This is a genomic window from Amycolatopsis sp. ATCC 39116, assembly GCF_000231075.2.
Lineage (GTDB): Bacteria > Actinomycetota > Actinomycetes > Mycobacteriales > Pseudonocardiaceae > Amycolatopsis_E > Amycolatopsis_E tucumanensis.
Genome location: NZ_AFWY03000079.1, coordinates 1 through 23,659 on the forward strand (window position 1 = coordinate 1; position 23,659 = coordinate 23,659).

At 73.1% G+C, this 23,659-nt stretch carries 23 protein-coding genes; 19 read left to right on the top strand and 4 right to left on the bottom strand.

Going from position 1 to position 23,659, the window contains the following annotated elements; all coding sequences use genetic code 11:
* Positions 1-117: 117 nt before the first annotated feature.
* Positions 118-1,392 carry a DUF58 domain-containing protein gene (locus AMY39116_RS0339595; RefSeq protein WP_020423129.1) on the bottom strand — a complete coding sequence of 425 codons (1,275 nt, stop codon included), beginning with the start codon at positions 1,390-1,392 and terminating at the stop codon, positions 118-120.
* Positions 1,393-1,398: 6 nt separating this feature from the next.
* A complete protein-coding gene (locus tag AMY39116_RS0339600) occupies positions 1,399-2,487 on the bottom strand; it encodes a MoxR family ATPase (RefSeq protein WP_020423130.1) in 1,089 nt (362 codons plus the stop codon).
* Positions 2,488-2,736: 249 nt separating this feature from the next.
* On the opposite strand from AMY39116_RS0339600, the gene AMY39116_RS0339605 reads away from it, so the two are divergent.
* The 4 genes from AMY39116_RS0339605 to AMY39116_RS0339620 are packed head-to-tail and all read left to right on the top strand — an operon-like array spanning position 2,737 to position 4,912.
* Entirely contained in the window at positions 2,737-3,087 is a 351-nt protein-coding gene (locus AMY39116_RS0339605) for a hypothetical protein (RefSeq protein ID WP_020423131.1), read from the top strand.
* A gap of 4 nt (positions 3,088-3,091) precedes the next feature.
* Entirely contained in the window at positions 3,092-3,625 is a 534-nt protein-coding gene (locus AMY39116_RS0339610) for a DUF3558 family protein (protein ID WP_020423132.1), read from the top strand.
* Between the two features lie 10 nt (positions 3,626-3,635).
* Entirely contained in the window at positions 3,636-4,193 is a 558-nt protein-coding gene (locus AMY39116_RS0339615; RefSeq protein WP_020423133.1) for a hypothetical protein, read from the top strand.
* Positions 4,190-4,912: an ESX secretion-associated protein EspG gene (locus AMY39116_RS0339620; RefSeq protein WP_020423134.1), complete on the top strand. Its 723-nt coding sequence runs from the start codon at positions 4,190-4,192 to the stop codon at positions 4,910-4,912. The genes AMY39116_RS0339615 and AMY39116_RS0339620 overlap by 4 nt, the downstream gene beginning before the upstream one ends.
* Here AMY39116_RS0339620 and AMY39116_RS44320 read toward each other — a convergent pair.
* On the bottom strand, positions 4,909-5,412 hold the full coding sequence (locus AMY39116_RS44320; RefSeq protein ID WP_020423135.1) for a nuclear transport factor 2 family protein: 504 nt from the start codon (positions 5,410-5,412) through the stop codon (positions 4,909-4,911). The two genes, AMY39116_RS0339620 and AMY39116_RS44320, sit on opposite strands and share 4 nt — an antisense overlap.
* A 47-nt stretch (positions 5,413-5,459) precedes the next feature.
* On the opposite strand from AMY39116_RS44320, the gene AMY39116_RS0339630 reads away from it, so the two are divergent.
* The 13 genes from AMY39116_RS0339630 (at position 5,460) to AMY39116_RS0339690 (ending at position 21,307) form a co-directional block, all read left to right on the top strand.
* Positions 5,460-6,086, top strand: a complete 627-nt coding sequence (locus AMY39116_RS0339630) for a helix-turn-helix domain-containing protein (protein WP_020423136.1) — start codon at positions 5,460-5,462, stop codon at positions 6,084-6,086.
* 351 nt (positions 6,087-6,437) lie between these two features.
* Entirely contained in the window at positions 6,438-6,869 is a 432-nt protein-coding gene (gene mraZ, locus AMY39116_RS0339635; protein WP_026153053.1) for a division/cell wall cluster transcriptional repressor MraZ, read from the top strand.
* 179 nt (positions 6,870-7,048) lie between these two features.
* Positions 7,049-8,008, top strand: a complete 960-nt coding sequence (gene rsmH / locus AMY39116_RS0339640; protein WP_020423137.1) for a 16S rRNA (cytosine(1402)-N(4))-methyltransferase RsmH — start codon at positions 7,049-7,051, stop codon at positions 8,006-8,008.
* Positions 8,005-8,757, top strand: coding sequence for a hypothetical protein (locus AMY39116_RS0339645; protein WP_020423138.1), 753 nt, complete (start codon positions 8,005-8,007; stop codon positions 8,755-8,757). The genes rsmH and AMY39116_RS0339645 overlap by 4 nt, the downstream gene beginning before the upstream one ends.
* Positions 8,757-10,646: a penicillin-binding transpeptidase domain-containing protein gene (locus AMY39116_RS0339650; protein ID WP_051123672.1), complete on the top strand. Its 1,890-nt coding sequence runs from the start codon at positions 8,757-8,759 to the stop codon at positions 10,644-10,646. Before AMY39116_RS0339645 ends, AMY39116_RS0339650 begins: the two co-directional genes overlap by 1 nt.
* A gap of 401 nt (positions 10,647-11,047) precedes the next feature.
* Positions 11,048-12,637, top strand: a complete 1,590-nt coding sequence (locus AMY39116_RS0339655; RefSeq protein WP_039792078.1) for a UDP-N-acetylmuramoyl-L-alanyl-D-glutamate--2,6-diaminopimelate ligase — start codon at positions 11,048-11,050, stop codon at positions 12,635-12,637.
* The gene (gene murF, locus AMY39116_RS0339660; protein ID WP_020423141.1) at positions 12,634-14,103 is read left to right on the top strand and encodes a UDP-N-acetylmuramoyl-tripeptide--D-alanyl-D-alanine ligase; all 1,470 of its coding nucleotides are present in this window, start codon (positions 12,634-12,636) and stop codon (positions 14,101-14,103) included. The genes AMY39116_RS0339655 and murF overlap by 4 nt, the downstream gene beginning before the upstream one ends.
* Positions 14,100-15,188: a phospho-N-acetylmuramoyl-pentapeptide-transferase gene (mraY, locus tag AMY39116_RS0339665; protein ID WP_017981836.1), complete on the top strand. Its 1,089-nt coding sequence runs from the start codon at positions 14,100-14,102 to the stop codon at positions 15,186-15,188. The genes murF and mraY overlap by 4 nt, the downstream gene beginning before the upstream one ends.
* A 2-nt stretch (positions 15,189-15,190) precedes the next feature.
* Entirely contained in the window at positions 15,191-16,585 is a 1,395-nt protein-coding gene (murD, locus tag AMY39116_RS0339670) for a UDP-N-acetylmuramoyl-L-alanine--D-glutamate ligase (protein ID WP_020423142.1), read from the top strand.
* Positions 16,572-17,996 carry a putative lipid II flippase FtsW gene (ftsW, locus tag AMY39116_RS0339675; protein ID WP_020423143.1) on the top strand — a complete coding sequence of 475 codons (1,425 nt, stop codon included), beginning with the start codon at positions 16,572-16,574 and terminating at the stop codon, positions 17,994-17,996. The genes murD and ftsW overlap by 14 nt, the downstream gene beginning before the upstream one ends.
* Before the next feature lie 6 nt (positions 17,997-18,002).
* Positions 18,003-19,106: an undecaprenyldiphospho-muramoylpentapeptide beta-N-acetylglucosaminyltransferase gene (gene murG, locus AMY39116_RS0339680; RefSeq protein ID WP_020423144.1), complete on the top strand. Its 1,104-nt coding sequence runs from the start codon at positions 18,003-18,005 to the stop codon at positions 19,104-19,106.
* On the top strand, positions 19,103-20,512 hold the full coding sequence (murC, locus tag AMY39116_RS0339685) for a UDP-N-acetylmuramate--L-alanine ligase (RefSeq protein WP_020423145.1): 1,410 nt from the start codon (positions 19,103-19,105) through the stop codon (positions 20,510-20,512). The genes murG and murC overlap by 4 nt, the downstream gene beginning before the upstream one ends.
* Positions 20,513-21,307: a cell division protein FtsQ/DivIB gene (locus AMY39116_RS0339690; RefSeq protein ID WP_020423146.1), complete on the top strand. Its 795-nt coding sequence runs from the start codon at positions 20,513-20,515 to the stop codon at positions 21,305-21,307.
* A gap of 26 nt (positions 21,308-21,333) precedes the next feature.
* Here AMY39116_RS0339690 and AMY39116_RS0339695 read toward each other — a convergent pair whose 3' ends face one another.
* Complete coding sequence (locus AMY39116_RS0339695; protein WP_020423147.1) at positions 21,334-21,768, bottom strand: OsmC family peroxiredoxin; 435 nt, start codon at positions 21,766-21,768, stop codon at positions 21,334-21,336.
* Between the two features lie 97 nt (positions 21,769-21,865).
* On the opposite strand from AMY39116_RS0339695, the gene AMY39116_RS0339700 reads away from it, so the two are divergent.
* Positions 21,866-22,360 carry a DinB family protein gene (locus tag AMY39116_RS0339700; RefSeq protein WP_020423148.1) on the top strand — a complete coding sequence of 165 codons (495 nt, stop codon included), beginning with the start codon at positions 21,866-21,868 and terminating at the stop codon, positions 22,358-22,360.
* 190 nt (positions 22,361-22,550) lie between these two features.
* The coding region (ftsZ, locus tag AMY39116_RS0339705; RefSeq protein ID WP_020423149.1) for a cell division protein FtsZ at positions 22,551-23,659 on the top strand (1,109 nt) is incomplete at its 3' end.

A 23,659-nucleotide genomic window follows, 5' to 3' on the forward strand; every position in this document is an offset into this window, starting at 1 on the left:
GGGCGCTCACAGCGCACGTCCGGTCAACGAGCCCCGCCTGGCGCGCCGGGCGGAGAACTCGCGCTCGTGAATGCAGAACTCGCGCCGCTGGGCGTGGAACTCGTGCACGGAAGGCGCTCACAGCGCACCCCCGATCAGCGAGCCCCGTCCGGCGGCCGTACGGCACAGGTCGGCCCACACCTGCGGCATCGAGGCGTTCGGGCCGGCCACCACGACTCCCCAGCCCGCCGCGCGCAGCAGCGCCGCCGACTCCTCCGTCGCCGCCGCGCGGTACTCGGGCGCGCTCACCCCGCCGGACCACGCCGGGGTGTCCAGCAGCACCGCCAGGCTCCGGATGCCGCGCGGCCGGAACCGCGCCAGCTCGGTCACCGCCTGGTTCGACACGGTCCCCAGGATCGCGATCAGCTCCTGCCCCTCGGCCGGGTCGTGGCCGGTCGTCAGGTCGCGCTGGTGCGCCGGCTGCAACGCGGCCAGCGCGTCGAGCAGGACGTTGTCGTAGCCCTCGCCGCCGTCGCCGGGCACGTCGGCCAGCGGTTTGCCGTGCTCGGTGACCAGGCGGACCCGGTGCCCGGCCCGCCGCACGTGCACGCACACGCTCGCGGCGAACGAGATCGCCCACTCCAGGCTCGCGGCCGGCCCGGTGCCGTGGTGCGCGGCGGCCCGGTGGTCGAGCAGGACGGTCGTCCCGCCGCGCCACGGCCGCTCCTCGACCCGCACCATGATCTCGTCGCGCCGCGCGGTGGAGCGCCAGTGCACCTTGCGTAGGTCGTCACCCTGGCGGTACTGCCGCACCACCACGTCGGTCTCGCCCTGGCCTGCCCGCAACCGCACGCTGCCGTCGTCGCCCGCGCCGATCCCGGCGCCGCTGGGCAGCCCCCACAGGGACACCACCTTCGGCACCACGACCAGCCGCGAGTGCGCGATCAGCTCGCGGTCGAACTCGCACAGCCCGAACGGGTCGGTCAGCGTCGCGCGCAGCGGGCCGACCTGCTGGATGCCGCGCATCATCGGCTGGATCGGGTAGCGCAGCGCGATGACCCGCCCGTGCGGCAGCCGCTCCACGACGAACCGCGGCCGCGAACCCAGCGCGTAGGGCACCCCGTCCTCGAGCAGGACCTCACCGGCGGGCAGCTTGCCGTTGCGCCACAGCGCCAGCTCCACCTCGCCGGCCGAACCGGCCGACACCCGCTCGGGCAGCAGCTTGCGGGACGCGCCGATGCGCACCCGCGACGCCGCGATGAACAGCGCGACCAGCAGCGGCAGCGCCACCACGAACACGGCGACCCGCAGCAGGTCGCGCTCGTTGAGCACCACCGCGCACACCGCGGCCGCCACGCCGGCGGCGAGCAGGCACCGCCCCCGCGTGGTCAGCCCGGACAGCGACCGGAACACGGCCGTCTACCGGCGGCCGGCGGTCTGCGGGTGACCGCCCTGGGGCACCGGCACCCGGTGCAGCACCGCGCGGACCACGTCGGTGGCGGAGCGGCGGGCCGCGTGCGCCTCGGTGGTCAGCACCAGCCGGTGCGCGAGCACCGGGACGGCGACCGCGTGCAGGTCGTCCGGGACGACGAAGTCGCGGCCGGACAACGCGGCCTGGGCGCGCGCCGAGCGGACCAGCTGCAGCGTGGCCCGCGGCGACGCGCCGAGCCGGATCTCCGGCACCTGCCGGGTGGCGGCGACCAGGTCGACGGCGTACTTGCGCACGTCCGGCGCGATGTGCACCCCGCGGACCTGCTGGATGAGGCGGTGCAGGGTGGCCGCGTCGGACACCGGCTGCAGGTCGGCCAGCGGGTCGTGACCGGAGTGCTCGTCGACCATGGCCAGCTCGGCCTGCTGGTCGGGGTAGCCGATCGACACGCGCGCGGTGAACCGGTCGCGCTGCGCCTCGGGCAGGGCGTAGGTGCCCTCCATCTCGATCGGGTTCTGGGTGGCGATCACCATGAAGGGGTCGTCCAGGCGGTAGGTCGTGGTGTCGACCGTGACCTGCTTCTCCTCCATGCACTCCAGCAGCGCCGACTGGGTCTTCGGCGACGCGCGGTTGATCTCGTCGCCCACCACGATGTTGGCGAACACCGGGCCGGGCCGGAACTCGAAACCGCCGGTCTGCCGGTTGTAGATGGACACGCCGGTGACGTCGCTGGGCAGCAGGTCCGGCGTGAACTGGATGCGGCTGACCGTGCAGTCGATCGACCGGGCGAGCGCCTTGGCCAGCGAGGTCTTGCCGACGCCCGGCACGTCCTCGACCAAGAGGTGGCCCTCGGCCAGGAGCGTCACCAGCGCGACGCGCACCACCTCGGGCTTGCCGACGAGCACCCGCTCGACGTTGGCCGCGATGCGGCGCATGGTCTCGTGCAGCTCACCGTGCCCGTTGTGGCTGATGGGCAGGCCGTGCGCGGGGCTCGCGCCGCCGGCGTGGTACGGCGCTTGCCCGGGCGCCTGCTCGCCGGTGTACTCCCCGGGCGATGCAGGCTGTGTCCTCGACGTCACTCGACCTCCTGGTGCCGAAGCCCTTTTTCAAAACCGGAACACGGGTGCGGCCCGCCTGAACCGCGCCGCGGCGCGGAAGGATCTCACAGCCGGGGACGGAGGTGACGCCCGCGGTCGCCCGCCCCGGCACCCAGCCTGGCATCCAGTGTGTCAAACCCCGGCCAAGTCGGTCCAAGAACCCTGAATTCGATTCGGGCGCTATGCTGCGTTCCGGAACCGGTCGGCTACCGAGAGGTGCGAACAGAACCGATGACCGACACGCGCGGCGGCCTGAACGTGAACGCGGGGGCGTTCGCGGTCTCGCCCGAGCTGGCGGCCGGGGCCTACCAGCAGATCAGCCAGCTGCAGGACGTCGTCGGCGAAATGGTGCGCGAGGCCAGGGTGCTGGGCCGCACCGTGCCGCTGGGCGGCGGGTACGCCGGCGAGGTCGGCGAGTTCATGGCCCGCTACGGGCTGGGCGGTCCCGGTTCGGCCGCCGACTCGCTGATCCGGTTCGGCCAGGAGCTGGAGACGCTCAAGACGAACATCCGCCGCGCGCTGCAGCGGTACTCCGACAGCGACGACGACGCCGCCGAGGGCGTCGACTGCAGCGGTGGCTGAGCGGATGCGCGGTGTGGTGGTCGTGCTCGCCGGGGCCGGGCTGCTGCTCGCCGCGTGCGGGCAGCCGGCTTCGCAGCCCGCGGCGCCGCCGCCGAGGACGTCCGCGCCCTCGTCGTCCAGCGTGCCGCCGTCGCCGCCCGGGCTGGCCGGGCTGAAGCCGTGCGAGCTGCTGACCGCGACCGACCGCTCCACCGCCGGGCTGACATCGCTGGGCACGGAGAAGACGATCGGCGCCGACCGGGCCTGCGACTGGACCGAGCCCGGCACGTTCGGCGTCACCGTCACGCTCGCCGAGAACTCCCCGCTGAACTCGCTGGAGATCGACAAGGGCACCGGCAAGCGCGTGACAGTCGGCGCGCACAAGGGTTTCCGGGTGTCCGACCGGCGCGCCGGGGACGGCACCTGCGCGGTCCTGCTCGGCGTCGGCCAGGAGGCCAGCGTGCAGGTGGACGTGACCAACACGGGCTTCGAGGACACGCCGCTCGCGTGCGAGCGGGCCGACACCGTGGCCCGGCTGATCGAGCCGAAACTGCCCTGAGGGAGCCAGCGTGAACCAGGTGCCCGAGCCGACGCGGCGGTACGAGTCCTACAGCCACGAGGCGATGGCGGCCGAGGTCGCCGACGGCAACGACCCCGCCACGGCAGGCCGGATCGGCGAGCAGTGGGCGGGCCTGGCCGCGCGGCTGCGCGAGTCGGCCCAGGCGCTGGGCGCGATCTCGGCACGGGCGGGCGAGGCGTTCGACGGGCCCGCCGGGGAGGCGCTGCGCAGGACCCTGGCCAAGGCCGAGAGCTGGTCCGGGCACGCGACCGAGCTGTCGCTGAGCTTGTCCGACGCGGTCGGGCGCCAGGCCGGGATAGCGGCGCGGGCGCGGGACGAGATGCCGCCGCCGGTGCCCTACGACCCGGCGGCGATGATCCGGGAGGCCGCGGCGAGCGGGAGTTTCGCGGCGCTGGCCGGGCTGTCGGACGCGATGGAGCGGCGGCGGGCGGCGGCCGAGGAGGCCCGGCAGAAGGCGATCGACGTGCTCAACGCCCGCGACGCCGCGCTGCGCGAGTCGGTGCCGGGTCGCTTCTTCGACGAGCCGCCGGAGCTGGGGGAGCGGTGATCCGGGTCTCGGCGTCCGCGTTCGACATCCTGTGGCACGACCTCGGGCACGACCGGGTGCCGTCGCCGCTGGAGGTCCGCAGCGTCGGCGTGACCGGGGCCGAGCGCGCCGAGATCCGCCGCGCGGTGCACGCGAACCTGGCCGAGCGGGGCTTGTTCGACGGCGGCCGGCTGGACTCCGCGCTGGAGTCGCGGCTGGCGACGCTGGCGTCCGCGGAGGTCTACGTCGAGTGCGAGTCGCTGCCCGAGCTGGACGCGGAGACGCCGTTCCGGGCGGTGGCCGCGGCCGGCGGCAGGCGGGGCGTGCTGGCGGCGCAGCCGAGCCGGACGATCGGGCTGTCCGGGATCCGCGACACGGAGATCTTCACGGCGGTCGTCGACCTGCTGCCCCCGCTGGAGCCCGGGCCCGGCTACGGGGTCAGCCTGCCCGCCGACGCCCTCGCCGGCGACGGCGGTTCACGCGCCGCCGCGCGCCAGCTGGAGGAGGTGCGGGCGATCCAGTCCCGGCCGGTGCTCGGGGCGGGCCAGTTCACGGTGCGCGTGCGCGAGGGTGGACGGCCGCGGCGGGTCGGCGGGGTGAGCTGGTTCCGCACCGATCAGGGCGCGTACCTGGGCACGGTGGAACCGGGCCGCGGGGGAGCGCCGTGGGTGAACGTGGTGCCTGCCGGCTCGGCCAAGGTGGCGGCCCGGCTGGCGGAGCTTCTCGCCGGGGTCGCCTAGAGAAACCACGGGACCAAGCGGTCGGCGGTGCGCAGCGCGAAGGCGAGCGGCCGGGCGAGCACCGCCACGAGCGTGCCCCGCACCCGTCCGCGGCGCCGTGCCGACACTCGCGGCGGGAGCGTTGCGAAGAGCGCCGCCAGGCCGGGGATCGGGCGGATGAAGATCGTGCTCTCGGCGATCTGCCCCCGTTCGTCGCAGCGCACCAGGTTCATCGCTTCCAGCTCCACTCCGCGAACCCGCGCCCGGAAGATGAAGGACCGGGTGTCGCCGAGCGCGAGCGGTTCGGTCGTCTCGATGTCGTCGAGGACGGCGAAGATGTCGCGGTGCAGCGCGGTGACCTCCTCCCTGCCCTCGAAGCGGAGCCGCGCGGTGAACGGGGAGTGGAAGACGACGCCGGGCGCCAGGAGTCCGGCGACCGCGTCGGCGTCGGCGCGCTCGGCGGCGGCACGCAGGGCGGCGACGGCGCGGTCGGGTGAAACGGGCTGGGCGGCGTCGGGCATGGGCACTAGATAGTCAAGTGCACTTGAAAAGGTCAAGGAGGCGCGCGATGAGCCGGAGCTACGGCCAGTACTGCGGTCTCGCCCGGGCGCTCGACGTCGTGGGCGACCGGTGGAATCTGCTCATCGTCCGCCAGTTGCTCATCGCTCCCGCCCGCTACCACGAGCTGGCCGACGGCCTTCCCGGCGTGGCCACGAACCTGCTCGCCGGCCGGCTCCGCGATCTCGAGGCCGCCGGGGTGGTCGAGCGGCGACTGACCGGAGGGGGCACCGTCGTGTACGCCCTCACCCCGTGGGGCGCGGGACTGCGGGAACCGATCGAAGGTCTCATCCGCTGGTCCGCGCCGCTGATGATGCGCGGCCCCGGAGGTGACCACTTCCGCGGCGAATGGCTCGTCGTCGCTCTTCCCGCCCTGTTCGCCGGAAGGCCGGTCGCGAAGCGGTCGGCGACGGTCGGGGTCGTAGTCGACGGCGGACTCGTCCAGGTGCGGTCGACGAGCTCGGGTGTCCAGGTCGGCCCACCGGACGGCGACGACCTCGACGCCGTCGTACGCGCTGACGCGGCGATCGTGCTCGGCCTGGCGGCGGGCGCGCTCGCTTTCGACGACGCTCTCGGGCTGGTCGAGGTCGAGGGTGACGAGGCCGCGGCGCGCGCCGTCTTCAGCGCCGCGAACTAGGCGAACTCTGCCGCGACGGCCGCTCGCCCCGGCTCCCCACCTTCCACCACCACCGCCCCCCACTTCCTCCCACCACCCGCCCCACCGGCCCCCACCACGGCGCGAAAACGCCCGCAACCGGACCCGTGAGCTAACCGGCCCGGGGGAGGGGCGCCGACGCCCCCCCACCTTCTCCCCACTTCGCCCCCCACGCGTTGACCTGCGAAAACACCGAAACGTTCGCCCGGTCGGGCATCTCCGTGGCGTTGACTGTGGGGAAAAGTGGGGTACGGTGGTGCCCAGTGGGGCGGAAGGGAGGCCCCAGGGGCCGCATCCGGTGGAGCACCGGGAGCGGTGGGGAGGTGAGTGCCGGTGTTCCTCGGCACCCACACCCCCAAGCTGGACGACAAGGGGCGGCTCACGCTGCCCGCGAAGTTCCGCGACGCGCTGGCAGGTGGGCTGATGGTCACCAAGGGGCAAGATCACTGCCTCTTCGTCTTCCCGCGCGCGGAGTTCGAGCAGCTGGCCCGCAAGGTCGCGGAGGCGCCCTTCACCAACGAGGCGGTGCGGGCCTACCAGCGGTACCTGTTCGCGGGCACCGACGAGCAACGTCCGGACGGCCAGGGGCGCATCGCGATCGCGCCCGAGCTGCGGCGCTACGCCGGGCTCAACAAGGAGTGCGTGGTCATCGGGGCGATCACGCGCTTGGAGATCTGGGACGCCCAGCGCTGGGAGTCCTACCTGGAGGAACACGAGGACAGCTACGCGCAGGCCCAGGAAGAGGTCCTGCCGGGGGTCTTCTAGTGACCCGCGCCGTCGGGGGGCGCGGGTGGCGAAACGCAAGTGGGGGCGGGATCCGGCGACGGATGTCGTGAGGCCTCTGTCCGCTCAGCGGCCCTGGTGCACCTTCCCCGGCACCAGGTCCGCAGCGGGCGGGCGGGGACCTGACGGCATCCGGACGACGGTGTAAGGGGGTGGGAGAAGTGGCAGCCGAGGCCGCGCACGTGCCGGTCATGACCGGGCGCGTGCTGGAGCTGTTCGCTCCCGCGCTGGAAGGCCGCCCGGCCGTGGTGGTCGACGCGACCACCGGGCTCGGCGGGCACTCCGAGGCGCTGCTCACCGCCTTCCCGCAGCTGAAGCTCATCGGCCTGGACCGCGATCCGCACGCGCTGGAACGCTCCGGCGCGCGGCTGGCGAAGTTCGGCGACCGGGTCGAGCTGGTGCACGCGGTCTACGACACCCTGCCGGACGTCCTCGCCCGGCTGGGACTGTCCCGTGTGGACGGCGTGATGTTCGACCTCGGCGTGTCCTCCATGCAGCTGGACTCCGAGGAGCGCGGGTTCGCCTACGCCCGCGACGCCCCGCTGGACATGCGGATGGACCCGACGACCGGGCAGACCGCGGCGGATGTGCTCAACACCTACGAGCCCGGCGAGCTGGTCCGGATCCTGCGCGAGTACGGCGAGGAGCGGTTCGCCCAGCGCATCGTCAAGGCGATCGTCGCGGAGCGGGCGCGGCAGCCGTTCGACCGCAGCGAGCGGCTGGTGCGGCTGCTCTACGACGCGGTGCCCGCGGCGAGCCGCCGCACCGGCGGCCACCCGGCCAAGCGCACGTTCCAGGCGCTGCGCATCGAGGTCAACGGCGAGCTGGAGGTGCTGCGACGGGCGATCCCCGCGGCGCTGTCCGCGCTGGCGGTCGACGGCCGGATCGTCGTGGAGTCCTACCACTCGCTGGAGGACCGCATCGTCAAGCAGGCCTTCGCGGAGCTGGCGAAGTCGCGGACCCCGCCCGGCCTGCCCGTCGAACTCCCCGGCCACGGGCCGGAACTGAAGCTGATCACGCGCGGCGCCGAGAAGGCGAGCGAGGAAGAGATCGAACAGAACCCGAGGGCGGCGTCCGTCCGGCTGCGGGTGGCGGAACGGATCAAGGAGGCGGACGCATGACAGCGCCTACGCGGACACGCAGGCAGGCCGGTGCCGAGCCGCGACGGCGCCCGCGCCGTTCGGACACCCCCGCCGAGGAGGGCCTGGGCACACCGGTACCGGCCAAGCGCCGCCCCCGGCGGCAGCCTGCCAAGCAGACTCAGCGCACCACCGCCGCCGAGCGCGCCTACGCCCGGCGGGCGCAGCGCGCCGAGGGCCTCAAGCGCACCACGCCCGAGCCGGAGCGCGAGAAGACCCGGCTGAAGCTGCGGCTGCCTCGGTCGCGCGCCACGTTCGTGCTGCTGGTGATGGTGCTGCTCGCCGCCGGTGTGGTGGTCACGCTGCTGCTGTCCACGCAGGCGATCGCCGACTCCTACCGCCTCGAGCAGCTGCGCGACGACAACGCCGCGCTGGCCGAGCGGGTCGAGCAGCTGCAGCAGGACGTCAGCGGCGCGGAGTCGCCGTCGTCGCTGGCCGAGCGGGCCAAGGCGCTGGGCATGGTGCCCGCGAAGGACCCGGCGCACCTGGTGGTGAACCCGGACGGGTCGGTGACCGTGGTCGGCGAGCCGAAGAAGGCCGAGGGCGCCCCGGTCACCCAGCAGCAGACCGCGCCGGTGGTGCCGCAGGGCACCCCGGTCGGCGGCCGCCCGATCGAGGGTGACGTGCCGCAGGGCGACAGCCAGGTCGTCCAGCCGCAGGACCAGGCGCAGGTGCCGCCTGCCGGCGAGCAGGCGCAGGCGCCGGGACAGCAGACCACGGGAGGGCAGTGATGGCTCGGCCGGGACGCCGCAGCTACGGCGCCCGCATGCGCCAGGTGGCCGGCCAGCCCAACGCCGCCACCGGCAAGGGGCGCTACGTCGGTGTGCGCATCGCGCTCGTCGCCGTGCTCGTCCTGGCCGGTCTCAAGCTCGTGCAGGTGCAGGGCTTCCAGGCCGCGGCCCTGTCCGCGAAGGCGGAGAGCCAGCGCAGCACCACCATCCCGATCCCGGCCAAGCGCGGGTCCATTGTGGACCGCAACAACGTCAAGCTGGCGTTCACCGTGGAAACCCGCGCGTTGTCGGTGAACCTGCGCGCGATGCGCAAGGCGTGGGACGAGGTCGCGGCGAAGAACCCGGCGGGGGGCCAGAACTACGAGACGCGCGCGGCGGACGCGGCGAAGTTCATCGCCGCCAAGCTGCCCGGCCGGGTCACCGAGGCCGAGCTGCTCGCCGACTTCCGCAAGACCACGTCGTTCACCTACCTGGTCGACGGGGTCGAGCCGTCGATCGCCGAGGAGATCACCAAGGCCTTCCCGGAGATCGGCGCCGAGGTGCGCGCCGCCCGCGAGTACCCGGGCGACACGCTGGCCTCGAACGTCGTCGGGCTGGCGAACTGGCGGATGGACGACCCCGACGTGTCCAAGCACAGCCTGCAGGGCCTGGCGGGGCTGGAGTACACGCTCAACTCCGACCTGGCCGGGCAGCCGGGCCGCTACGTCGCGGACACCAAGCAGGGCAACGACAACGTCATCATCCCGGGCACCGAGCGGGACGTGCAGCCGGCGACCCCGGGCAACGACGTGGTGCTCACGCTCGACTCGGACACGCAGTACTTCCTGCAGAACGCGCTGGCCGACTACGTGCGGCAGTCGCACGCCAAGGGTGCCAGCGCGGTCGTGATGGACGCGAAGACCGGCGAGATCTACGCGATCGCCGACGACGCGACGTTCGACCCGTACGACAACAAGACCTACACACAATCGCTGATGGACCTGCAGGCGGTGTCCACCCCGTTCGAGCCGGGCTCGGTGAACAAGATCGTGACCGCCACCGCGGCGATCGACCAGGGCCTGGTGACGCCTGATTCGGTGCTGCAGGTGCCCGGCTCGCTGAAGGTCGCCGACCACACGGTCCACGACGCGTGGGTGCACGGGACGCAGAACTTCTCGGTCACCGGCATCTTCGCCAAGTCCTCGAACGTCGGGACGCTGCTGCTGGCCCAGCAGCTCGGCCCGGACAAGTACCTGGACTACCTCAAGCGCTTCGGGATCGGGCAGAGCGCGGGCCTGGGCCTGTCCGGGGAGAGCCGCGGGTTCGTGCCGCCGCGCAACACCTGGACCGGCACCACGTTCGGCAACCTGCCGATCGGGCAGGGCCTGTCGATGACCGTGGTGCAGATGACGGCGATGTACCAGGCGATCGCGAACAACGGCCTGCGGGTGCAGCCGAGCATCGTCAAGGAGGAGATCCGCCCGGACGGCACGGTGGTGCCGAAGGCCGCGCCGGAGACGACGCAGGTGGTCAGCCCGGAGACCGCGACGACGGTGCGGAACATGATGCGCGCGGTCACCCAGACCGGGAAGAACGGCAACAGCGGGACGGCCCCGACGGCGGCGCTGGAGGGCTACCAGATCTCCGGCAAGACCGGCACCGGACAGCAGGTCAACCCGGCGACCGGGGCGTACAGCGACACGCTCTACAACATCACCTTCGCGGGGATCCTGCCCGCCGACAACCCGCGGTTCGTGGTGGGCATCCGCCTGGACGCGCCGGACACCACGCTGCCCGCGGGCCACTCGGCGGCGCCGCTGTTCCACGACATCGCCTCGTACCTGACGCAGCGGTTCCAGATCCCGCTGTCCGAGGGCGCGGCGCCGTACGTGCCGCTCGTGCTGCCCTAGGCTGTTCAGCGGCGGAGCTGCCTCACCACCCTGGCAGCTTGCACCGCCGCGGGTTTGAATCGGCGGGGTCGCGCGGAGCGCGTCCGTTGAGGGTGGTGGTGGGCGACGGGAGGGCGGTTCCTCGCGAGGACAGCGCCGACGTGGTGGGGGACACTGCCGCGCGGAGCGCGTCGTTCAGGGGTGGTGGTCGGGCTGGCGGGCGGGAGTTCATGAGGAGGCAATCCCACAGCGAAGGGGCGGCCTCAGGTTCCGCTACCCGCACCGCTGGGCAAGCCGCCACTGGATATTCGTAAGCGCTGTCCAATCGAGACACAAGCGCTAGGAGTACCGGCTCGCGGACGGGGAAAACCACCTCGGTAACCTTCCGTGCTGTGTCGGTGGAAGCGTCTGGAAGCAGCACCATGTCGCAGGAAGCGAAGGGGCGGGTACCGGACAGCCCGGTGAAGGCGGCGGTGGCGCCGCCACGGCCGACCCGCATCGAGCCGGTCCCGCTCACCACGCTCGTCGCGCGCGCGGACGCGCGCCTGGTCGGCGAGCCGCACTGGCCGGGCGACACGGTCGTCACGGGGGCCACCCTGCGGGCCCAGCACGTCCTGCCCGGCGACCTGTTCGCCGCGCTGCCGGGCGCGCGGGCGCACGGGGCGGACTTCGCCGCGGAGGCCATCGCGGCCGGGGCGGCGGCGGTCCTCACCGACGATGCGGGCGCGGACCGGCCGGCGCTGCGTGAGGCGGGCGTCCCGGTGCTGGTGCACCCGGACCCGCGCGGGGTGCTCGGCTCGATGGCCGCCTGGATCTACGGCGAGCCGTCGCTGGAGCTCGCCGTCCTCGGCATCACCGGCACGTCGGGCAAGACCACCACGACCTACCTGGTCGAGTCGGGCCTGCGCGCCGCCGGGCACGTGACCGGCCTGATCGGCACCATCGAGACCCGCATCGCCGGGGAGCGGCTGGCCAGCGCGTTCACCACGCCCGAGGCGCCGGACCTGCAGGCGCTGCTCGCCGTCATGGTCGAGCAGGGCGTCACGCACGTGCCGATGGAGGTGTCCAGCCACGCGCTCGCCCTGGGCCGCGTCAACGGCACCCGCTTCGCCGTCGGCGCGTTCACCAACCTCTCCCAGGACCACCTGGACTTCCACCGCGACATGGAGGAGTACTTCGCCGCCAAGTCGCTGCTGTTCGACGGCCGCTCCACCACCGAGGTGGTGTGCATCGACACCGCGTGGGGCCAGGCGCTGGTCACGCCGCACACGATCACCGTGACCACCGAGCCGGGCGTGGACGCCAGCTGGACCGCCACGGACTTCGCCACCACCCCGACCGGTGAGCAGAGCTTCACGCTGCACTCGCCGTCCGGGCGCACCGCACGGGCCACGCTGCCGCTGCCGGGCACGTTCAACATCGCCAACGCGCTGCTGGCCGCGGCGATCCTGGAGACCTGCGGCGTCACGCTGGAGGAGACGGTCACCGGCCTGGCGCACGTGGAGGTCCCCGGCCGGATGGAGCGGGTGTACCTGGGCCAGGACTTCACCGCCGTCGTCGACTACGCGCACAAGCCGGCCGCGGTGGCGCAGGCGCTGGACGCCCTGCGCGCCCGCACCGAGGGCCGGATCATCACCGTCCTCGGCTGCGGCGGCGACCGGGACACCGCGAAGCGCCCGATGATGGGCGAGGCCGCGGCCAAGCGCAGCGAGGTCCTCATCGTCACCGACGACAACCCGCGGTCGGAGGACCCGGCCGCGATCCGCGCCGCGATGCTGACCGGGGCCCGCGCGGCCGGTCACGACGCGGGCGAGGTGCTGGAGATCGGCGACCGGCGCGAGGCGATCGTCAAGGCCGTCGAGCTCGCCGGGCCCGGGGACGTCGTGCTGATCGCGGGGAAGGGCCACGAGACCGGCCAGGAGGCCGCGGGCGTCGTGCACCCCTTCTCCGACCGCGACGAGCTGGCGGCGGCGATCCGGCGCCGGCTCGAAGAGAACCAGGAGACCCGTTGATCCCGCTGACCCTGGAGCAGATCGCCGCCGTCACCGGCGGGCGGCTGCACCGCACCGACGGACGCGAGACGGTCACCGGCAGCGTCGAGTTCGACTCGCGCCGCCTCACCCCGGGCGGGCTGTTCGTGGCCCTGCCCGGCGAGAAGGTCGACGGGCACGCCTTCGCCGCCAAGGCGGTGGAGAGCGGCGCCGCCGGCGTGCTGGCCGCGCGCGAGGTCGACGCCCCCGCGGTGATCGTGCCGCCGCTGCCGCCCGGCCAGGCGCACGAGCGCGCGCTCGCGCTGACCGGCGACAAGGACGGCTCCGGCGCCGCCGTGCTGGCCGCGCTGGCCAAGCTGGCCCGGCACGTGGTGATCGAGCTGTCCCGCGGCGGGCTCACCGTCGTCGGGGTCACCGGCTCCTCCGGCAAGACCTCCACCAAGGACCTCATCGCGCAGTTGCTCGAGCCGATGGGCGAGACCGTCGCGCCGCCCGGGTCGTTCAACAACGAGCTGGGCCACCCGTGGACCGCCCTGCGCGCCGACGAGCGCACCCGCCACCTGGTGCTGGAGATGTCCGCCCGCGGCCCCGGCCACATCGCGCACCTCGCCGAGATCGCCCCGCCGCGCATCGGCGCCGTGCTCAACGTGGGCAGCGCCCACGTCGGCGAGTTCGGCTCGCGCGAGGCCATCGCCAAGACCAAGGGCGAACTGGTCGAGGCGCTGCCGTCGGCGGACGAGGGCGGCATCGCGGTGCTCAACCTGGACGATCCGCTGGTCTCGGCGATGGCGAGCCGCACGACGGCCCGCGTCGTCGGCGTGGGCGAGCACCCGGACGCGCAGGTGCGCGCCGAGGACATCACCCTCGACGAGCAGGCCCGCGCCTCCTTCCGGCTCATCACCCCGGCCGGGGAGGCGCCGGTGACGCTGTCGCTGTACGGCGAGCACCACGTCGGCAACGCGCTCACGGCCGCCGCGATCGCGCTGGAACTGGGCGCCACCGTGGAAGAGGTCGCGCAGCGCCTGTCGGCCGCCCAGCGCCGCTCGGCGCGCCGCATGGAGGTCACCACCAGGGCCGACGGCGTCGTGGTCATGAACGACTCCTACAACGCCAACCCCGAGTCGATGCGTGCCGCGCTCAAGACACTGGCCTCGGCCAGCCGCGGCAGGCGGTCTTGGGCGGTCCTCGGTGTGATGGGCGAACTCGGTGCCGATAGCGTGTCCGCGCACGACGAGATCGGCCGCCTCGCGGTCCGGCTCAACATCAGCAGGCTCGTGGTGGTCGGCGACGAGGCCGCCGCGATGCACCAGGGCGCCAGCCACGAGGGTTCGTGGGGTGAGGAGTCCGTGCTGGTGCCCGACGCCGCCGCCGCGATCGACCTCCTGCGCGAGCAGCTGGAACCCGGTGACGTCGTGCTCGTGAAGGCTTCGAAGGTCGCCGAGCTCTGGCTCGTCGCTGACGCACTGCTCAAGGAAGGTGTTGCGTGATCAGCATTCTGATCGCGGCCGCGATCGGTCTCCTGGTCTCCATCCTGCTCACGCCCTACCTCATCCGGGTCTTCTCCCGGCAGGGCTTCGGCCAGGAGATCCGCGAGGAGGGCCCGCAGGGCCACAAGTCCAAGCGCGGCACGCCCACGATGGGCGGGGTCGCGATCATCATCGCGATGGTGGTCGGCTACTTCGCCGCGCACCTGATGAACTGGATCGGCTCCGGCAGCTCCGCGAACGACGGCCCGTCCGCGTCCGGCCTGCTGGTGCTGTTCCTCGCGGTCGGCCTCGGCGTGGTGGGGTTCCTCGACGACTTCATCAAGATCCGCAAGCAGCGCAACCTGGGGCTGAACAAGACCGCGAAGCTGGTCGGCCAGCTCGTGGTCGCGGTCGCCTTCGGTATCCTGGCGCTGCAGTTCGCCGACCGCTACGGCCTCACCCCGGCCTCGCGGAACCTCAGCTACGTGCGTGACCTCGCGCTGATCACCTTCCCCGCGGTGATCTTCGTGATCTTCTGCTACGTGGTCATTTCCGGCTGGTCGAACGCGGTGAACTTCACCGACGGCCTGGACGGCCTGGCAGGCGGCACCTCGGCGATGGTGCTGGCCACCTACGTGGTGATCGCGTTCTGGCAGGCCCGCCTGTCCTGCGTGGTGACCCCGCAGGCCGCCTGCTACGACGTGCGCGACCCGCTGGACCTCGCCGTGGTCGCGGCCGCCGCGGCCGGCGCCTGCGTCGGCTTCCTGTGGTGGAACGCCGCGCCCGCGAAGATCTTCATGGGGGACACCGGTTCGCTGGCGCTGGGCGGCCTGGTCGCCGGACTGTCCATCACCACCCGCACCGAGCTGCTCGCCATCGTCATCGGCGGCCTGTTCATGGTCGAGATGATCTCGGTGGTGCTGCAGATCGCGGTGTTCCGCACGACGCGCCGCCGCCTGTTCCGGATGGCCCCGTTCCACCACCACTTCGAGCTGGCCGGCTGGGCCGAAACCACGGTGATCATCCGGTTCTGGCTGCTCGCCGCCATCTGCTGCATGTTCGGCCTCGGCCTGTTCTACTCCGAACAGCTGGGCGCGGGAGGCTAGTCGTGTTCGCCGGACGCAACGTGCTCGTCGCCGGCGCCGGGGTCACCGGACGCTCGGCCGTGCGGGCCCTGACCGAGCGTGGCGCCCGGGTCACGGTCACCGACGGCAACGCCGAGCGGCTGGCCGAGCTGGACGGCCTGGGCGCCGAACTGGCCCCGGGCCTCACCGAACCGCCCGCGGGCACCGACCTGGTGGTCACCAGCCCCGGATGGCGCCCGACCGCGCCGCTGCTGGTGGCCGCCGCGGCGGCGGGTGTGGAGGTGATCGGCGACGTCGAGCTGGCCTGGCGCGCCTCGCGGGACCTGCCGAACCCGGCCACCTGGCTCGCGGTCACCGGCACCAACGGCAAGACCACCACGGTCGGCATGCTGGAGTCGATGCTGCGTGCCGGCGGGGTGCACGCGCTGGCCTGCGGCAACATCGGCCTGCCGGTGCTGGACGCGGTGTTCGAAGGCTACGAGGCGCTGGCGGTGGAGCTGTCCAGCTTCCAGCTGCACTGGTCCTCGACGCTGGCCCCGCACGCCTCGGTGGTGCTCAACCTCGCCGAGGACCACCTGGACTGGCACGGCACGATGGAGTCCTACGCCGCCGCGAAGGGCACCATCCACGCCCACTCCAACGTCGTCGTGCACAACGCCGACGACCCGTGGTCGGTGCGGCTGGCCGGCGAGTACGCCCCCGCCGGGGCGAAGCGCGTCGGGTTCCGGCTGGACACCCCGCGGCCGGGCGAGCTGGGTCTGGTCGAGGACCTGCTGATCGACCGCGCCTACGGCCCGGACCCGCAGCACTCCGCCGACGAGCTGATCTCGGTGAGCGAGGTGCGCCCGGCCGGCCCGCACAACCTCGCCAACGCCCTCGCCGCGGCCGCGCTGGCCCGCGCGTACGGCATCGACCCCGCCGGCGTGGCCAAGGGCCTGCGCGAGTTCCAGCCGGGTGCGCACCGCGCCGTCGAGGTGGGCGAGTTCGGCGGGGTCCGCTACGTCAACGACTCCAAGGCCACCAACCCGCACGCCGCCGCCGGTTCGCTGCTCGCGCACTCCAGCGTGGTGTGGATCGCGGGCGGGCAGCTCAAGGGCGCCGCGGTCGACGAGCTGGTCGAGGTGGTCGCCGGACGGCTGCGCGGCGTCGTGCTGATGGGCGCCGACGCCCCGGTGATCGCGGCCGCTCTCGCGCGACACGCGCCGGATGTCCCCGTCCACCGGGTCGCCTCGGGTGACGATGGGGCCATGAACGAGGCGGTCTCGGTGGCCAGCGACCTGGCCCGGCCCGGTGACGTGGTGCTGCTGGCGCCCGCCGGGGCGTCCCTGGACATGTTCCGCAACTACGCCCATCGGGGTGACGCCTTCGCCGACGCGGTCCTGGCCCGTGCGACGGGGTCTGCCGATGACGGTCGTTGAGGACAAGGAGCAGGACAGCGCGCCGCGCAGACGGGACCGGGGCGACCGGCAGAGCCCGGCGCGCGCCACGTTCACCGCGCTGACCGCGTGGCTGTCGCGCCCGCTGGCCGATTTCCACCTGGTGCTGGCGCTGACCGGCCTGCTGACGTCGATCGGCATCGTGATGGTGCTGTCGGCGTCCTCGGTGGCCTCGGTCGACCCGGACACCGGCTCCGGCGTGTACGCGCTGTTCAAGAAGCACCTGATCTTCGTGCTCACCGGGTCGGTCGTGTTCTGGGTGGCGCTGCGGATGCCGCTGAAGCGGACCCGCTCGCTGTCCTCGATGGCCGTGCTGGTGTGCCTGGTGATGCTGGCGCTGGTGCTGACGCCGCTCGGTTCGGCCGGCGGCGGCGCCCAGCGGTGGTTCGTGGTGGGCGGCTTCTCGGTGCAGCCGGTCGAGTTCACCAAGGTCGCCTTCGCCCTGTGGGGCGCGCACGTGCTGGTCACCAAGTACCACGTGCTGCACCAGTGGCGGCACCTGATGGTGCCGGTGGTGCCGGTCGCGCTGCTGATGTTCGCGCTGGTCATGGCGCAGCCCAACCTGTCCGGCACGATCACGCTCGGCGTGGTGCTGATGTCGCTGCTGTGGTTCGCCGGCGCGCCCAAGCGGCTGTTCGCGGTGATCCTCGCCGGCGGCATCGCCGGTGCGGTGGTGCTGGCGCTGACCGCGTCCTACCGCATGTCGCGGGTCATGTCGTTCCTGTCGCCGGGTTCGGACACCAGCGGCGCCGCCTACCAGGCCACGCAGGCCAAGTACGCGCTGGCCGACGGCGGTCTGTTCGGCAAGGGCCTCGGGCAGGGGCCGTCGAAGTGGTCCTACCTGCCCAACGTGCAGAACGACTTCATCTTCGCGGTGATCGGCGAGGAACTCGGGTTCATCGGCTGCATCGTGGTCATCGGCCTGTTCGTCGGGCTCGCGATCGTGGGCCTGCGCATCGCCATGCGTAACCTGGACCCGTGGATCCGGATCACCGCCGGCACGCTGACGGTGTTCACGGTGTCGCAGGCCGGGATCAACATCGGCTACGTGGTCGGGCTGCTGCCCGTCACCGGCGTGACGCTGCCGCTGATCTCGGCGGGCGGCACGTCGATCTGGGTCACCATGTTCCTGATGGGCCTGCTGGCCAACGCCGCACGGCACGAGCCGGAGTCGGTGGCGGCGCTGCGGTCGCAGGGGCCGGGCAAGTTCGGCCGTCTCCTGCGCCTGCCCGCCCCCGAGGTCTACCGGCCGCCGGCGCGGCGGCGGGGGAGCGGCCGTCCGGCACCCCGCGGTGACCGGCCCTCGGCCCGCGGGGCACGATCGGCGCAGGCGCCCGAGCGCCGGCGGTCGACGCCGGCCAGACGGGGAAGTTCAGTGCGGAGAGGGACGTAGGAGCAAGTGAGCAAGGCGGTTACCGGCGTGGCTCCCACCGTGGTGGTGGCGGGCGGCGGCACGGCCGGACACATCGAACCCGCGCTGGCGCTGGCCGACGCCGTGCGGCGGCTGCGGCCGGACGCCACGGTGGTCGCACTCGGCACGTCCCGGGGGCTGGAGAACAAGCTGGTCCCGGCGCGCGGCTACCCGCTGGAGCTGATCCCGCCGGTGCCGCTGCCGCGCAAGCCGACCACCGATCTGCTGCGGCTGCCGCTGAAGATCCGGGACTCGGTGAAGCAGACGCGCGAGGTGCTGGACCGGGTCGGCGCGGACGTCGTGGTCGGGTTCGGCGGCTACGTGTCGCTGCCGGCGTACTTCGCGGCGCGCGGCCGGGTGCCGATCGTGGTGCACGAGGCCAACCAGTCGCCGGGCCTGGCCAACCGGGTCGGCGCGCGCTTCGCGAAGCGGGTCGCGGTCGCGGTGCCGGGCACGCCGCTGCCGGGCGCCGAGGTCGTCGGCATCCCGCTGCGGCGGTCGATCACCTCGCTGGACCGGGCGGCGCTGCGGGCCGAGGCCCGCGCGCACTTCGGGCTCGACCCGGACGCGCCGACGCTGCTGGTGTTCGGCGGTTCGCAGGGCGCCCAGTCGATCAACAACGCGGTGTCCGGCGCGGCCAAGGAGCTGGCCGAGGCCGGGATCGGCGTGCTGCACGCGCACGGGCCGAAGAACAGCCTGGTGGTGCAGGAGTTCCCGGGCCGCCCGCCGTACGTGCCGGTGCCCTACCTGGAGCGGATGGACCTGGCCTACGCCGCGGCCGACGTGGTGCTGTGCCGGTCCGGCGCGATGACCGCGGCCGAGGTGTCCGCGGTCGGGCTGCCCGCGGTGTTCGTGCCGCTGCCGCACGGCAACGGCGAGCAGGCGATCAACGCCAGGCCCGCGGTGGACGCCGGCGCGGCGCTGCTGGTGCCCGACGCCGACCTGACCCCGGCGAAGGTGGCCGAGCTGGTCGTCCCGCTGGTCACCGACGCCGCCCGGGTCGCGGAGATGAGCTCGGCGGCGGTCGGGCTCGGCCACCGCGAGGCCGACGAGGTGCTGGCGCGGATCGTCCTGGAGGTGTGCGGAAAGTGAGCGACGTTCCCGCCGAGCTGAGCCGGGCCCACCTGATCGGGATCGGCGGCGCCGGCATGAGCGGCATCGCACGGATCCTGCTGGCGCGCGGCGCCCGCGTGTCCGGCTCGGACGCGAAGGACTCCCGGGCGTTCCTGACGCTGCGCGCGCAGGGCGCCGAGATCGGCATCGGGCAGCGCCCGGAGAACCTGGACGCGCTGCCCGGCGGCCCGTCCGCGGTGGTCGTGTCGACCGCGATCAAGGAGAGCAACCCGGAGCTGGTGGCCGCCCGCGAGCGCGGCATCCCGGTGCTGCACCGCGCCCAGGCGCTGGCGCTGCTGATGGCCGGGCACCGGGTCGCCTGCATCGCGGGCACGCACGGCAAGACCTCGACCACGTCGATGCTCACCGTGGCGCTGCAGCACTGCCGGCTGGACCCGTCGTTCGCGATCGGCGGCGACCTCAACGAGTCCGGCGCCAACGCCCACCACGGCGAGGGCGGGCTGTTCGTCGCCGAGGCCGACGAGAGCGACGGGTCGTTCCTGAGCTACTCGCCGTCGGTGGCGGTGGTGACCAACGTCGAGCCGGACCACCTGGACCACCACGGCACCGCCGAGGCCTACACCGCCGTCTTCACGCAGTTCACCCGCCGGATCGAGCCGGGCGGCCTGCTGGTCGTGTGCGCCGACGACGAGGCCGCGAACGCGCTGGGCGACCACGCGGCGGCCGCGGGCGTGCGGGTGCGCCGCTACGGCCGGTCGGTGACGGACCCCGGCGACGCGAAGGTGCTGGACTACCGGCCCGCCGACGGCGGCGGGGTCATCCGGATCGCGCTGGACGGCGCCGAGACCGACGTGCGGGTCGCGGTGCCGGGTGAGCACATGGCCTTCAACGCCGTGGCCGCGCTGCTGGCCGGGCTGGAGCTGGGCGCGCCGCTGGACGGGCTGGCCGAGGGGCTGGCCGCGTTCGGCGGGGTGCGGCGCCGGTTCGAGTTCAAGGGCCGCGCGGGCGACGTGCGGGTCTACGACGACTACGCCCACCACCCCACGGAGGTCGCGGCGCAGCTGCGCGCGGTGCGGCACGCCGCCGGGAACGGTCGCGTGGTCGTGGTGTTCCAGCCGCACCTGTACTCGCGCACGAAGCTGTTCGCCGCGGAGTTCGCCGAGGCGCTGGGGCTGGCCGACGAGGTCGTGCTGCTGGACGTCTACGGCGCGCGGGAGGAGCCGGAGCCGGGCGTCAGCGGCGCGCTGATCGCGGAGCAGATCACCGGCGCCGGGGTGCACTACGAGCCGGCGTTCGACCGGGCCGTGGCGCTGGCCGCGGACCTCGTCAAGCCCGGCGACCTGCTGGTCACCATGGGGGCGGGCGACGTGACGCAGCTGGGGCCGGAGATCCTGGCGGAGCTGGACCGGCGGGCCGGGGGCTAGGTGGCGACGCGAGCGCGGAGCGAGGAGCGCAGCAGGCCGTCCACGCGGCGGTCGTCGTCGGCGGTGCGCAGCCGCCGGGGACGGCGCCCGCTGACGGCGCGGCGGCGCACCGGCACGGGCGTCTCGCGGCGCCGCGCGCTGCGGCGCCGCTGGGTGGCGCTGCTGACCGTGCTGACGGTGGCCGGGCTCGCCTACGTCGTGTTGTTCACGTCGCTGCTGGGCGTGCGGTCGGTGGAGGTGCACGGCGCGAACAGCGTGCCGGGGGACCAGATCCTGGCCGCCGCCGCGGTGCCCGACCTGAAGCCGATGCTGTTGCTGGACACCGACGAGATCGCCGCCCGCGTGACGGCGATCCCCGGGGTGGCCACTGTGGACGTCTCCAGGTCGTGGCCGTCCACTGTGGACATCACGGTGACGGAGCGGACGCCGATCGGCTTCACCGCGGCGGCCGACGGGTTCCACCTGGTCGATTCCGGCGGCCTGGACTACAAGACGGTGCAGAACAAGCCGGACGGCCTGCCGGAGGTGCAGGTGGCTGCGGTGGCCCCGGACGACCCGGTGACGCGCTCGGTGGTGGCGGTGCTCGCGACCGTGCCGCAGCCGCTGAAGGGGCAGATCACGGTCGTGCGGGCCAAAACCCCGGGCGGCGTGGAGTTCACGCTGGCCAGCGGCAAGACGGTCCGCTGGGGGAACGCGGAGAAGGCGGAGCGCAAGGCGCAGGTGCTCAACGTGCTGCTGACCCGCGAGGGGCAGGTCTACGACGTCGCGAGCCCCGAGCTGCCGACCGTCTCCTGAGGACGGAGACGGCCGGCCGGGATCGCTCAGTCGAGCGCCGCGTCCAGCGTGATCGTCGTGCCGGCCAGCGCCTTCGACACCGGGCAGGTCTGCTCGGCCGTCTTCGCCAGCTCGGCGAACTTCGCCGCGTCCACGCCGGGGACGGTGGCGCGCAGGGTGATCGCGATGCCGCTGATCTCGAAGCCGCCGCCCGCGGCCGGGCCGAGCGTGACCTCGGCGCTCACGTCGATGGACTCGGCGTGCAGGTTCTGCGACTCCAGCACGCCGGACAGGTTCATCGCCAGGCACGACGAGTGCGCGGCGGCGATGAGCTCCTCCGGGCTGGTCTGACCCTCCGGGTTGCCGGCGCGGGTCGGGAACGACACGTCGAACTGGCCGGCGTTCGACGAGTCGAGCGTGACGTGGCCCTTGCCGTTCTGCAGGCCGCCTTCCCAGTGGGTGGTGGCGTCGCGACTGGGCATGGTGTTCCCCTTCCGTCGGTGTGAAGATCCTTCCGCCATCGAACATAGCGTGCAATTCAATTGCGCGCAACACATCCATTGTGGAAGGCTGTGGGTCATGATCAGAACGGAGCCCGCCTTCGACGGCGGCGAGCGCGAGCAACTCGGCGCGTTCCTGGACTTCCTGCGCGAGGCCGTCGTGCTCAAGTGCGCGGGCCTGACCGACGAGCAGGCCCGCCGCAGCCTCGTGCCGAGCGAGCTGACCACGATCGCCGGCCTGGTGAGCCACCTGACCTATGTGGAGCACCACTGGTTCGAGGTGGTCCTCGCCGGCCGTCCCAGCCGGTGGGACGAGAAGCTGGCCGCCGACCGCGACGCGGACTTCCGCGAGGCGCTCACGATCCCGCTGGCGGACCTGGTGGACGCCTACCGCGCGCAGTGCGCGGTCAGCCGCGAGATCGCCGCCGGGATGGCGCCGGAGACCCTCGTGTCCTTCCGGGACGGCTCGATCAACCTGCGTTACGTGCTGATCCACATGGTGGAGGAGACCGGGCGGCACGCCGGGCACCTGGACCTGCTGCGTGAGCTGACCGACGGCCGGACCGGCGAATGACGCGTCCGGCGCGGTGATTTTGCAACGCCACGGCCGACACGCGGCGTGGCTACTGGATTCCGGTTCGCCGGATCCCTACCTTCGGCGGACGGAGCGGGGAGTTGACATAACTCTGAACCTTGAGTTTAGGTTGAGGGTTTTTCGCTCCCGGTGAGCGGTACGAGGAATTCACGATAGGAAGGCGGACCCGATGACGCCCCCGCACAACTACCTCGCGGTGATCAAGGTCGTCGGCATCGGCGGAGGCGGCGTGAACGCCGTCAACCGCATGATCGAGGTCGGCCTCAAGGGTGTCGAGTTCATCGCGATCAACACGGACGCGCAGGCGCTGCTGATGTCCGACGCCGATGTCAAGCTCGACATCGGCCGCGAGCTGACCCGCGGCCTTGGCGCCGGCGCCAACCCCGAGGTGGGGCACAAGGCCGCCGAGGACCACCGCGAGGAGATCGAGGAGGTGCTCAAGGGCGCCGACATGGTCTTCGTGACCGCGGGCGAGGGCGGTGGCACCGGCACCGGCGGCGCGCCGGTGGTCGCCTCGATCGCGCGCAAGCTCGGCGCGCTCACGATCGGCGTGGTGACCCGGCCGTTCACCTTCGAGGGCAAGCGCCGCGGCAAGCAGGCCGAGGACGGGATCCAGGCGCTGCGCAACGAGTGCGACACCCTCATCGTCATCCCCAACGACCGGCTGCTGCAGCTCGGCGACATCGGCGTCAGCCTGATGGACGCGTTCCGCTCCGCCGACGAGGTCCTGCTCTCCGGTGTCCAGGGCATCACCGACCTGATCACCACGCCGGGTCTGATCAACCTGGACTTCGCCGACGTGAAGAGCGTGATGTCCGGCGCGGGCAGCGCGCTGATGGGCATCGGCTCCGCCCGCGGCGAGGGCCGCGCGGTGCAGGCCGCGGAGAAGGCGATCAACTCGCCGTTGCTGGAGGCCTCGATGGAGGGCGCGCACGGCGCGCTGCTGTCCATCGCGGGCGGCTCCGACCTCGGCCTGTTCGAGATCAACGAGGCCGCCTCGCTGGTGCAGGAGGCCGCGCACCCCGAGGCGAACATCATCTTCGGGACGATCATCGACGACTCCCTCGGCGACGAGGTGCGCGTGACGGTGATCGCGGCCGGGTTCGACTCCGGCTCGCCCACCCACAAGAAGCTCGAGCCACCCGCGGTGGGCACCCGCTCGTCCACTGCCTCGGCCGAGGCCGGGCAGGTCCGCCAGCCGGCGCCCGCGGCGTCGGCGCAGCCCCCGGCGCCGCCGGCGGGTGGCGGCTTCCCGGTGACGCCGCCGCGGACGCCGCC

Bases quoted from the DNA above. Each gene is read 5' to 3' on its own strand.
- AMY39116_RS0339605 (WP_020423131.1), top strand. From the start codon at position 2,737: ATGACCGACACGCGCGGCGGCCTGAACGTGAACGCGGGGGCGTTCGCG.
- AMY39116_RS0339610 (WP_020423132.1), top strand. From the start codon at position 3,092: ATGCGCGGTGTGGTGGTCGTGCTCGCCGGGGCCGGGCTGCTGCTCGCC.
- AMY39116_RS44320 (WP_020423135.1), bottom strand. From the start codon at position 5,412: ATGCCCGACGCCGCCCAGCCCGTTTCACCCGACCGCGCCGTCGCCGCC.
- AMY39116_RS0339630 (WP_020423136.1), top strand. From the start codon at position 5,460: ATGAGCCGGAGCTACGGCCAGTACTGCGGTCTCGCCCGGGCGCTCGAC.
- AMY39116_RS0339645 (WP_020423138.1), top strand. From the start codon at position 8,005: ATGACAGCGCCTACGCGGACACGCAGGCAGGCCGGTGCCGAGCCGCGA.
- AMY39116_RS0339650 (WP_051123672.1), top strand. From the start codon at position 8,757: ATGGCTCGGCCGGGACGCCGCAGCTACGGCGCCCGCATGCGCCAGGTG.
- AMY39116_RS0339655 (WP_039792078.1), top strand. From the start codon at position 11,048: ATGTCGCAGGAAGCGAAGGGGCGGGTACCGGACAGCCCGGTGAAGGCG.
- ftsW (WP_020423143.1), top strand. From the start codon at position 16,572: ATGACGGTCGTTGAGGACAAGGAGCAGGACAGCGCGCCGCGCAGACGG.
- AMY39116_RS0339695 (WP_020423147.1), bottom strand. From the start codon at position 21,768: ATGCCCAGTCGCGACGCCACCACCCACTGGGAAGGCGGCCTGCAGAAC.
- AMY39116_RS0339700 (WP_020423148.1), top strand. From the start codon at position 21,866: ATGATCAGAACGGAGCCCGCCTTCGACGGCGGCGAGCGCGAGCAACTC.